The sequence below is a fragment of the Ectopseudomonas guguanensis genome, assembly GCF_900104265.1.
Classification (GTDB): domain Bacteria; phylum Pseudomonadota; class Gammaproteobacteria; order Pseudomonadales; family Pseudomonadaceae; genus Aquipseudomonas; species Aquipseudomonas guguanensis.
Window position 1 is genome coordinate 156,917 of record NZ_FNJJ01000015.1, and the last position, 9,943, is coordinate 166,859.

Below are 9,943 nucleotides of genomic sequence, written 5' to 3' on the forward strand. Positions count from 1 at the left end.
CAAGCGGTGGTCGATGCGCATCATGGTTCGGCGTGATCAGCGCGCCGAACCATCTGCGTCGACTCGCGCACCGTGGGGCGTAAGCCGCGGGCGCAGGTAATCCAGCAGGGCTCTGACCTTGGCTACGTTCTCGCGACTTTTCAGCCAGATCAAATGCATGGGCAAGCCATCCGTAGCCAGGTCCGGCAACACTTCGACGAGCGTTCCCTGTTCGATGTGGCGCTGTGTGAGCCAGGTCGGTAGCTGCCCGATACCGTGCCCTGCAAGCACCGCCGCCACCTCCCCCTCGCCGTCCCCCACGGCAATTCGCGTTTGTACCGCTCGGCGCTCCATCTCTCCCGGCCGCGCGCCCCGGAAAAACCAGGGGCCGACCAAACCGTCGCTCTGCACGTAACCGATGCACTGGTGGTTATCCAGATCATGCTGGTTTTCTGGATAGCCATGGCGCTGCAGGTAGTCCGGTGAGGCGCAGAAGATCAGGCGCTGCGCACCAAAGTACTCATGACCCAGATTGGCCGGCCAGGTATCCGGGCCGCCGATGCGAACGACGATATCGACGTTCTCGTAAGCAGGATCGATGAAGCGATCAGTGAACGAGATATGCGGCTGGAGCATGGGGTGCAGATGGATAAAATCCATGATCAACGGCAGTACATGGAGGCGACCGTAGGAGGCTGGCAGGTCTATACGAACCTTGCCATGGAGTTCGTGCTCCTGGCTGAGAAGCGCATGCTCGACCTCTTCGAGCTCCGACAGAACCGTTGTGCAGGTCCTGTAGAACAAGGCGCCGGCATCGGTGAGCGCCAGCGTGCGAGTGGTACGGTTGAACAGCCGCGTGCCCAACCGTTCCTCCAGGCGAGCCACGCTTTTGCTGACGGCAGAGCCGGTGAGATTGAGGCGCTCGGCCGCAGCGGTGAAGCTGCCAAAATCAGCGACGGCAACAAAGACATCGATCCCCTTCAGCCGCTCGGATGAGTGCATCCCTATCTCCCGTTTCTGAACCCGGGAGCGATCCTACCGAAATACCTGGCAGAGGCCTGCATCCATCTTGGTGATTCGCGCAAACGACGCGAAGTCGCGCAGCGGATAGATGAATCAGCGCATGCCAATGGCCGCGCCTTGCCCAAGTCGCCTCGGCCCATGCGGCTCAGCTGCCCATATCCGATCAACCGATACAGCAGACCCACCCGAAAACCCGGATAATGGCCGCCATTTTGTTTCGCTCGCTGGTATTGCCTCATGGAAATCAAGGTCAACTTTCTCGACAACCTTCGCCTCGAAGCCAAGTTCGATGACTTCACGGTGATCGCCGATCAGCCGATCCGCTACAAGGGCGACGGTTCGGCGCCGGGGCCGTTCGACTATTTCCTGGCCTCCTCGGCGCTGTGCGCGGCGTACTTCGTCAAGCTGTACTGCCAGACGCGCGACATTCCCACCGAGAACATCCGCCTGTCGCAGAACAACATCGTCGACCCGGAAAACCGCTACGCGCAGATCTTCAAGATCCAGGTCGAACTGCCGGCGGACATTTCCGAGAAGGACCGCCAGGGCATCCTGCGTTCCATCGACCGCTGCACGGTTAAGAAGGTGGTGCAGCAGGGCCCCGAATTCATCATTGAGGAAGTCGACAACCTAGACGCCGACGCCCAGGCGCTGCTGATGCCGGTGAGTGACACCGCCACCTACATCCCGGGCAAGGACCTGCCGCTGGAGCAGACCATCGCCAACATGTCGGGCATCCTCGCCGAGCTGGGGATGAAGATCGAGATCGCCTCCTGGCGCAACATCGTGCCCAACGTCTGGTCGCTGCATATCCGCGACGCGCAGTCGAACCTGTGCTTCACCAACGGCAAGGGCGCGACCAAGGAGGCCGCGCTGGCCTCGGCCCTGGGCGAGTTCATCGAGCGGCTGAACTGCAACTTCTTCTACAACGACCAGTTCTGGGGCGAGGACATCGCGAGCGCCGAGTTCGTCCATTACCCCAACGAGCGCTGGTTCAAGCCGGGGCCGAAGGATGCGCTGCCCGAGGAGATCCTCGACGAGCACTGCCGGGCCATCTTCGATCCGGACGGCGAGCTGCGCGCCTCGCACCTGTTCGACACCAACTCGGGCAATACCGCGCGCGGCATCTGCTCGCTGCCCTTCGTGCGCCAGAGCGATGGCCAGACGGTGTACTTCCCCAGCAACCTGATCGAGAACCTGTACCTGTCCAACGGCATGAGCGCCGGCAACACCCTGGCCGAGGCGCAGGTGCAGTGCCTGTCGGAGATCTTCGAGCGGGCGGTCAAGCGCGAGATTCTGGAGAACGAGCTGTGCCTGCCGGACGTGCCGCAGGACGTACTGGCCAAGTACCCGGGCATCGTCGCCGGCATCCAGGGCCTGGAGGAACAGGGCTTCCCGGTGCTGGTGAAGGATGCCTCGCTCGGCGGCGAATTCCCGGTGATGTGCGTGACCCTGATGAACCCGCGCACCGGCGGCGTGTTCGCCTCCTTCGGTGCCCACCCGAGCCTGGAAGTGGCGCTGGAGCGCAGCCTCACCGAACTGCTGCAGGGCCGCAGCTTCGAGGGCCTCAACGACCTGCCGCAGCCCACCTTCGACAGCCTGGCGCTGACCGAACCGAACAACTTCGTCGAGCACTTCATCGACTCCAGCGGCGTGGTGTCCTGGCGCTTCTTCAGTGCCAAGGCCGACTTCGAATTCGTCGAGTGGGACTTCTCCGGCGAAGGGGCAGACTCCAACGAGCAGGAAGCCGCGACCCTGTTCGGCATACTCGAGGACATGGGCAAGGAGGTCTACGTCGCTACCTATGACGACCTCGGCGCCAACGCCTGCCGCATCCTGGTGCCGGGCTACTCGGAGATCTACCCGGTCGAGGATCTGATCTGGGACAACACCAACAAGGCGCTGCTGTTTCGCAAGGACATCCTCAACCTGCACGCCCTCAGCGACCGCGAACTCAAGTCGCTGCTGCGCAACCTGAACAACACCGAGGTCGACGACTACACCGACATCACCACGCTGATCGGTATCGAGTTCGACGACAACACGGTGTGGGGCCAGCTGACCATTCTCGAGCTGAAGCTCTTGATCAACCTGGCGCTGAAGAAATACGACGACGCCAAGGAGCTGGTCGAGGCCTTCCTGCAGTACAACGACAACACCGTCGAGCGCGGCCTGTTCTACCAGGCGGTCAACGCGGTGCTGGAGATCCAGCTGGACGACGAGCTGGAGCTGGCCGACTACGAGCACAACCTGCGGCGCATGTTCGGCAACGAGCGCATGGACGCGGTGATCGGCTCGGTGGATGGCAGCGTGCGCTTCCATGGCCTGACCCCGACCAGCATGAAGCTCGAAGGCCTGGACAAGCACCTGCGCCTGATCGACAGCTACAAGAAACTGCACGCCGCCCGCGCCAGGGCGGCGGGCCTGGCCGGCTGAGCAATCGCCCGAACCGAATCGCGGGCCTTCGTTCTAGTCCGCCGCCTGCGCGACTGCCTGCACCTGGCGGCGGAACCAGCTGCGCAACGGGTCGGCGTGGGTGCGCTCGTGCCAGATCTGCATCACCTCGACACGCGGCAACTCCAGCGGTAGCGGATGCATGCGCAGCTCGGGGTCCCGGGCGACCGCCTCCTGCGCCAGCGAGCGCAGGCAGGTGAGCAACAGGTCGCTGCCGCGCAGCAGGCGCGGCGGGGCAACGAAGCTGGACAGCCCGGCAGCGATCCGCCGCTGCAGCCCTCGTTGCTGCAACGCCCTGTCCACCAGTCCCTCGAGATCCCCCGTCAGAGTGGTGATCAGATGCTCGCAGGCGACGAAACTCTGCAGATCCAGGCCGCGCGCGAGGCGTGGGTTGTCATGCGCGGCGAGCACGACGAAGTCCTCGCTGAGCAGACGCTGCTGATGGAAGGTGCCCGGCAGGTCCTTGTAGAAGCCGGCGATGGCCAGATCGCAGGTGCCCTTCTCCAGCTCCTCACGCGGTAGCTGGCCGCGGGTGTTGTGGGTGACCAGCACCAGGTTCGGTGCCTGCTGGCGCAGAATCGGCAGCAGCCTGGGCAGCAGGGTCTGCTCGATGTAATCGGTGCTGTACAGATGCAAGCGCTCGACGCGCCCGAGAAAGCCCTGCCCATCGCAGCGCTCGTAGAACCCCTCCAGTTCCCCCACCAGGCGCTGAACCTGCGGCGCCAGCTCATGGGCCCGCGGCGTCGGCGTCAACCCTCGCGGCGCGCGCACGAACAGCGGGTCACCGAACTGATGCCGCAGCTTGTTCAGCTTGTGGCTCAGGGCTGGCTGACTCAGCGCCATGCGTTCGGCCGCCAGCGAGGCGTTGCGCTCCTGATAGAGCACATGGAAGACCAGCAGCAGATTCAGATCCTTCTTGGCGATATTCATTTTTTGAATTCCTGAAATAAGCGCTTTCGAATTTTCGAATCATATCGCCTTGCCTAGGATGGGGCCTGAAAACCTGTTGCCTCATGGAGATCAGCATGACCATCGGCATCTTCGCCACCATCACGCCCCAACCCCAGCACCGTGAAGCGGTGGAGCAAGAGCTGCGCCTGATGGTGCAGCACTCGAGGGCCGAGGCCGGCAACCTGCGTTACGACCTGTTCCTGCGCGACGACGGCCAGGCCTTCGACCTGTTCGAACTCTACGTCGACCAGGCCGCCGTCGATGCCCATCGCCAGAGCGCCCACTACCAGCACTATCGCGCCGCCACAGCCGACTGGCTGAGCGCCGCCACCCAGGTGCGCGTGGTTCACGCCCTGGACCTGGCCCCCTTTTCCCAATCAGGAGAACGATCATGAGCAAGAAGACCACCCTCGCCGTCGCCGTTGCCGGCTCCCTGCTGGCAGGCAGCGCCCTGGCTGCCGGCAAGGGCGAAGTACTGGTGCTGTTGTCGAGCGAAACGCAACTGCCACTCAAGGATGGCAAGCAGTACACCACCGGGTTCTACCTCAATGAGTTCGGCGTCCCCGCCGACCATCTGCTCAAGGCGGGCTACGAACTGGTGCTGGTCACGCCCAAGGGCAATGCCCCGCGTGTCGATGAGAACTCGGTAACCCCGCAGTACTTCGGCGGCGACGAGCAGGAGATGCAGCGCATCCGCAGCCTGGTGGAAAACCTGCCGGGCATCGGCGACACGCTGTCGCTCAAGGAAGTGCTCGAGGGCGATCTGCAGCGCTATGCCGGCCTGCTGATTCCCGGCGGTCATGCGCCGCTGATCGACCTGGCCAACAACCCCGAGGTCGGCGCCCTGCTGCGTCACTTCCACCAGGCCGGCAAGCCCACTGCCGCCATCTGCCACGGCCCGATCGCCCTGCTCTCGGCGCAGCGCGACCCGGCGGCCTACCAGGCGGCCTTGGCCAATGGCGAAACACCGGCAGCGGCCGACTGGATCTATCAGGGCTACCGCATGACCATCTTCTCCACCCCGGAGGAGCAGGTTTTCGAACAGTCGCTGCAAGGTGAACGCATCCTGTTCTACCCGGCCACCGCGATGGAAAGCGCGGGTGGCGAGCTGAGCTACGCCGAGGCCTGGGCGCCCAACGTGGTCGTGGATCGCGAGCTGATCACCGGGCAGAACCCCTTCTCCGACCATGCGCTGGGGAAGAAGCTGGTGCAGATGCTCGACGCCAAAGGCCAGCAGGCGCAGTGAAGTCCGAACCGCCAGGACGGCGCCGCCGTGCGTCGTCCTGGCGGTTCGCAGATCGCCTCACCGCAAACCGAATTAGTCCTTACAATCGGCGGCATTCACATCCTTCACAGGCGTGACATGCAACCGAACCAGCCGTCCCACCCCATCGCCGCGCTGATGCTCGCCGCGGGTTACAGCCGCCGCTTCGGTGCCGACAAGCGCCGGCTCGTGCTCGCCGACGGCCGCTCGCTGCTGGCCGCCAGCCTGGCACTGCCCTGTTCGATGCTCGAAGACGTCTGGCTGGTGCTGCGTCCGGACGAAGCGCTGACAGAGCTTGAGCTGCCACAGGGCGTGCATATCGTGCAGAACCCGGCCACCGCCCAGGGCATGGGCCATAGCCTGGCCGCAGGGGCCGAGCGCCTGCTGGCCGAATCGCGCGCTGACGCCGTGGCGATCTTTCTTGCCGATATGCCGTCGATTCGTCGCCACAGCCTCGAGGCGCTGATGGCCTGCGCCGCCCCGGACCGCATCGTGCTGCCCAGCCATCAGGGCAAACGCGGTCACCCGGTACTGTTCGGCCGCCGCTTCTGGGCGCAGCTCGCCGAGCTGAGCGGCGACACGGGCGCCAGGCCGGTGATCCAGCGCAACCCCGACGCCGTGCAAATCCTCGAACTGGACGACCCCGGCCTGCTGCTGGACGTCGATACCGCCGAGGACTGGCAGCGGCTCTAGTGTGCCGCCTCGGATCGATACTCGTAGGGTGTCGCGGGGCCGCCTAGGCCGTGCGCACCACGCATCCACCTTGCCAGCGGTGCGCACGGCGCACCCTACACAGGCCAGATGCAGCCGCTTGAAGTTCCTCGTAGAGCGGGTGCTACCCGCCTCCACGCCAGCGGTGGGTTTCACCCGCCCTACGCCTGATAACGCTCTGCCTGACGTAACAGCGTGTCGCTCAACGCCTGCGCCGCGCTGGACAGCTGGCGCCCGGCCTGGTGCAGCAGGCCGACACGCCGCGTGACCTGCGGCTCGCCCAGCGGCAGGCAGCGCGCGCCCAACTCCTCCATCTGCTGCCGACACAGCTGCGGCACCGCGCTGACGCCGAGGCCTTCGGCGACCATGCGCCCCACCGTCACCAGTTGATGACTCTCGAACGCCACCGGCAGCCTGCCGTGGCTGGCGATCACGCTGTCTTCCAGCAGCAGGCGCACCGCCGAAGGCCGCTGCAGGGTAATGAAGGGCCGGTCGAGCAGATCCACCCAGCTCAAGGCCTCGCGCTCGGCCAGCTCGCTATCCGCCGGCACCACGGCGACGAAACGATCCTCGTACAGCGGGGTGAACTGCAGACCATCGAGGGTTGCCGGCTCGAAGGCGATGCCCAACTCGACGCGGCCGTCGCGCACCATTTCCATCACCTGTTCGTTGATCACGTCGTGCACCGCCACGTTGACCCGCGGGTAGGCGTCGCGAAAGGCACGCAGCGCCGCCGGCAGTCGGTTGCCGGCGAACGACGGCATGGCTGCTACCGCCACCTTGCCCATCTGCAGGGTGAAGTGCTGGCGCAGCAGGTCCTCGGCGTTGTCCCAGTCGGCGAGCAGACGCATGGCGATCGGCAACAGCGTCTCGCCTTCCGGCGTCAGCGCCACGCTGCGGGTGGTGCGCACCAGCAGCTGGCCACCGAGGGATTGCTCCAGGTTCTTGATCGCCAGGCTCAATGCCGGCTGCGACAGATGCAGGCGCTCGCAGGCCTGGGCGAAGCTCAGGCTCTGCGCCACGGCGAGAAAGGCGCGTAGCTGCTTGACGGTCATTAATTTATTTATCTGATCAATCGAGAGGAAAAACAAACTTAACAAATAAGCTCGCAGCGCAGAAGCTTGGCCTCACCCCAGATAACAACAAGAGGCAGCCTCGAATGAGCGGACTCGACAAACGCGTCGGCAGCTATGCAGAAGCCCTGGACGGCCTGCAGGACGGTATGACCGTACTGGCCGGTGGTTTCGGCCTGTGCGGCATCCCCGAGAACCTGATCAAGGAGATCCGCCGCCGTGGCGTGCGCGATCTGACCGTGGTGTCCAACAACTGCGGCGTCGATGGCTTCGGCCTCGGCGTGCTGCTGGAAGACCGGCAGATCCGCAAGATGATCGCCTCCTACGTCGGCGAGAACGCCCTGTTCGAACAACAACTGCTGTCCGGCGAGCTGGAAGTCGAACTCACCCCGCAAGGTACCCTGGCCGAGAAGCTGCGCGCGGGCGGCGCCGGTATTCCCGCCTTTTTCACCGCCACCGGTTACGGCACCCCGGTCGCCGAGGGCAAGGAGGCGCGCGAGATCAACGGCCGCCACTACATTCTCGAACCCGCCATCACCGGCGACTTCGCCATCGTCAAGGGCTGGAAGGCCGACCACTTCGGCAACGTGGTCTACCGCCACACCGCGCAGAACTTCAACCCGGTGGTGGCCACCGCCGGGCGCATCACCGTGGTCGAGGTCGAGGAGATCGTCGAGCCCGGTGAACTCGACCCGACGCAGATTCACACCCCCGGCATCTATGTCGACCGGCTGATCTGCGGCAGCTTCGAGAAACGCATCGAAAAACGCACGCTGCGCGCCTGAGGAGAAAGACCATGGCTCTTACCCGTGAACAAATGGCCCAGCGCGTCGCCCGCGAGCTGCAGGACGGCTTCTACGTCAACCTCGGGATCGGCATTCCCACGCTGGTGGCCAACTACGTACCCGAAGGCATGCAGGTGATGCTGCAGTCGGAGAACGGCCTGCTCGGTATGGGCGCCTTCCCCACAGAAGACGAAGTGGACGCCGACATGATCAACGCCGGCAAGCAGACCGTCACAGCAATCAAGGGCGCAGCGATCTTCGACTCGTCGCAGTCCTTCGCCATGATCCGTGGCGGCCATGTCGACCTCACCGTGCTCGGCGCCTTCGAGGTGGACGTGCGCGGCAACATCGCCTCGTGGATGATCCCCGGCAAGCTGGTCAAGGGCATGGGCGGCGCCATGGACCTGGTGGCCGGTGCCGACAACATCATCGTCACCATGACCCACGCCTCCAAGGACGGCGAGTCCAAGCTGCTGGAGCATTGCAGCCTGCCGCTGACCGGCTGTGGCTGCATACGCAAGGTGCTGACCGACCTGGCCTACCTGGTGATCGAGAACAACGCCTTCATCCTGCGCGAACGGGCGCCGGGGGTGAGCGTCGAGGAAATCGTGGCCAAGACCGCCGGCAAGCTGATCGTCCCCGAACACGTGCCGGAAATGAGCTTCTAAGAGTTGTCTACCGCCCCGCAGCGCGCCACCACGCATGGCGTCTGCGGGGTGTTTTTAGTTCGGCCTGATGGGGCTTGTGGGAGGGGCTTTAGCCGCGACTGGACACTCGCCGCTAACGCGCCTCCCACGGCTCTGGTATCGCACTGCAGCGTGGAGCGATTCGCGCTCGCCTAGGAGTCAAGCATGCAAGACGTCGTCATCGTCGCCGCCACCCGCACCGCCATCGGCAGCTTCCAGGGCAGCCTGGCGGAGATTCCCGCGCCCGAACTTGGCGCCATCGTCATCAAGCGCCTGCTGGAGCAGACCGGCCTCGACGCCGCTCAGGTCGATGAAGTCATCCTCGGCCAGGTGCTCACTGCTGGCTCCGGGCAGAACCCTGCACGCCAGGCCGCCATCCGCGCCGGCCTGCCCCATGCCGTGCCGGCCATGACCCTGAACAAGGTCTGCGGCTCGGGTTTGAAAGCCCTGCACCTGGCTACCCAGGCCATTCGTTGCGGCGATGCCGAGGTAGTCATCGCCGGCGGCATGGAAAATATGAGCCTGGCGCCCTATGTACTGCCCAAGGCGCGCACCGGCCTGCGCATGGGCCACGCTCAGCTACAGGACAGCATGATCCTCGACGGCCTGTGGGATGCCTTCAACGACTACCACATGGGCATCACCGCCGAGAACCTGGTGGAGAAATACGGCATCAGCCGTGAAGCCCAGGACGCCTTTGCCGCCGCTTCGCAGCAAAAGGCCGTGGCCGCCATCGAGGCCGGGCGCTTCGACGCCGAAATCACGCCTGTTTTGATCCCACAGCGCAAGGGCGACCCCGTCGCCTTCGCCCGTGACGAGCAGCCGCGTGCCGGCACCACCGCCGAATCCCTGGCCAAGCTCAAGCCGGCGTTCAAGAAGGACGGCAGCGTCACCGCGGGCAACGCCTCCAGCCTCAACGACGGCGCCGCTGCCGTGCTGCTGATGAGCGCGAGCAAGGCGCAATCGCTCGGCCTGCCGGTGCTGGCGAAGATTGCTGGCTACGCCAATGCCGGCGTC

General features: G+C 64.8%; 10 protein-coding genes. 7 read left to right on the forward strand and 3 right to left on the reverse strand.

The window, feature by feature from the left end:
• Positions 1 to 36: 36 nt before the first annotated feature.
• Positions 37 to 981: a LysR family transcriptional regulator gene (locus BLS61_RS20525; protein ID WP_090434005.1), complete on the reverse strand. Its 945-nt coding sequence runs from the start codon at positions 979 to 981 to the stop codon at positions 37 to 39.
• A gap of 258 nt (positions 982 to 1,239) precedes the next feature.
• On the opposite strand from BLS61_RS20525, the gene BLS61_RS20530 reads away from it, so the two are divergent.
• Positions 1,240 to 3,438, forward strand: coding sequence for an OsmC domain/YcaO domain-containing protein (locus tag BLS61_RS20530; RefSeq protein WP_090434007.1), 2,199 nt, complete (start codon positions 1,240 to 1,242; stop codon positions 3,436 to 3,438).
• A 33-nt stretch (positions 3,439 to 3,471) separates the two neighbouring features.
• On the opposite strand, the gene BLS61_RS20535 is transcribed toward BLS61_RS20530, so the two are convergent.
• Entirely contained in the window at positions 3,472 to 4,386 is a 915-nt protein-coding gene (locus BLS61_RS20535; protein WP_090434009.1) for a LysR family transcriptional regulator, read from the reverse strand.
• Positions 4,387 to 4,481: 95 nt separating this feature from the next.
• Here BLS61_RS20535 and BLS61_RS20540 point away from each other — a divergent pair, with 95 nt between their 5' ends.
• From BLS61_RS20540 to BLS61_RS20550, 3 genes are all read left to right on the forward strand, one after another.
• Positions 4,482 to 4,802 (forward strand): putative quinol monooxygenase, encoded by a 321-nt coding sequence (locus BLS61_RS20540; protein WP_090434036.1) that lies wholly within the window; start codon positions 4,482 to 4,484, stop codon positions 4,800 to 4,802.
• Complete coding sequence (locus BLS61_RS20545) at positions 4,799 to 5,653, forward strand: type 1 glutamine amidotransferase domain-containing protein (RefSeq protein ID WP_090434011.1); 855 nt, start codon at positions 4,799 to 4,801, stop codon at positions 5,651 to 5,653. The genes BLS61_RS20540 and BLS61_RS20545 overlap by 4 nt, the downstream gene beginning before the upstream one ends.
• 117 nt (positions 5,654 to 5,770) lie before the next feature.
• Positions 5,771 to 6,364 carry a nucleotidyltransferase family protein gene (locus BLS61_RS20550; protein ID WP_003241433.1) on the forward strand — a complete coding sequence of 198 codons (594 nt, stop codon included), beginning with the start codon at positions 5,771 to 5,773 and terminating at the stop codon, positions 6,362 to 6,364.
• A 179-nt stretch (positions 6,365 to 6,543) separates the two neighbouring features.
• Here BLS61_RS20550 and BLS61_RS20555 read toward each other — a convergent pair whose 3' ends face one another.
• Positions 6,544 to 7,437: a LysR family transcriptional regulator gene (locus BLS61_RS20555; protein ID WP_090434013.1), complete on the reverse strand. Its 894-nt coding sequence runs from the start codon at positions 7,435 to 7,437 to the stop codon at positions 6,544 to 6,546.
• Positions 7,438 to 7,541: 104 nt separating this feature from the next.
• Between BLS61_RS20555 and BLS61_RS20560 the strand changes: the two genes are divergently transcribed.
• The 3 genes from BLS61_RS20560 to BLS61_RS20570 all read left to right on the forward strand — a co-directional run.
• Entirely contained in the window at positions 7,542 to 8,240 is a 699-nt protein-coding gene (locus tag BLS61_RS20560) for a CoA transferase subunit A (RefSeq protein WP_090434015.1), read from the forward strand.
• A gap of 11 nt (positions 8,241 to 8,251) precedes the next feature.
• On the forward strand, positions 8,252 to 8,908 hold the full coding sequence (locus tag BLS61_RS20565) for a CoA transferase subunit B (RefSeq protein ID WP_090434017.1): 657 nt from the start codon (positions 8,252 to 8,254) through the stop codon (positions 8,906 to 8,908).
• Positions 8,909 to 9,091: 183 nt separating this feature from the next.
• Positions 9,092 to 9,943: acetyl-CoA C-acyltransferase (locus BLS61_RS20570; protein WP_090434019.1), on the forward strand; the 852-nt coding region annotated here is incomplete at its 3' end.

Excerpts from the sequence above, each read along its gene's own strand:
- BLS61_RS20530 (WP_090434007.1), top strand. The coding sequence starts at position 1,240 with ATGGAAATCAAGGTCAACTTTCTCGACAACCTTCGCCTCGAAGCCAAG.
- BLS61_RS20535 (WP_090434009.1), bottom strand. The coding sequence starts at position 4,386 with ATGAATATCGCCAAGAAGGATCTGAATCTGCTGCTGGTCTTCCATGTG.
- BLS61_RS20560 (WP_090434015.1), top strand. The coding sequence starts at position 7,542 with ATGAGCGGACTCGACAAACGCGTCGGCAGCTATGCAGAAGCCCTGGAC.
- BLS61_RS20555 (WP_090434013.1), bottom strand. The coding sequence starts at position 7,437 with ATGACCGTCAAGCAGCTACGCGCCTTTCTCGCCGTGGCGCAGAGCCTG.
- BLS61_RS20525 (WP_090434005.1), bottom strand. The coding sequence starts at position 981 with ATGCACTCATCCGAGCGGCTGAAGGGGATCGATGTCTTTGTTGCCGTC.
- BLS61_RS20565 (WP_090434017.1), top strand. The coding sequence starts at position 8,252 with ATGGCTCTTACCCGTGAACAAATGGCCCAGCGCGTCGCCCGCGAGCTG.
- BLS61_RS20545 (WP_090434011.1), top strand. The coding sequence starts at position 4,799 with ATGAGCAAGAAGACCACCCTCGCCGTCGCCGTTGCCGGCTCCCTGCTG.
- BLS61_RS20550 (WP_003241433.1), top strand. The coding sequence starts at position 5,771 with ATGCAACCGAACCAGCCGTCCCACCCCATCGCCGCGCTGATGCTCGCC.
- BLS61_RS20540 (WP_090434036.1), top strand. The coding sequence starts at position 4,482 with ATGACCATCGGCATCTTCGCCACCATCACGCCCCAACCCCAGCACCGT.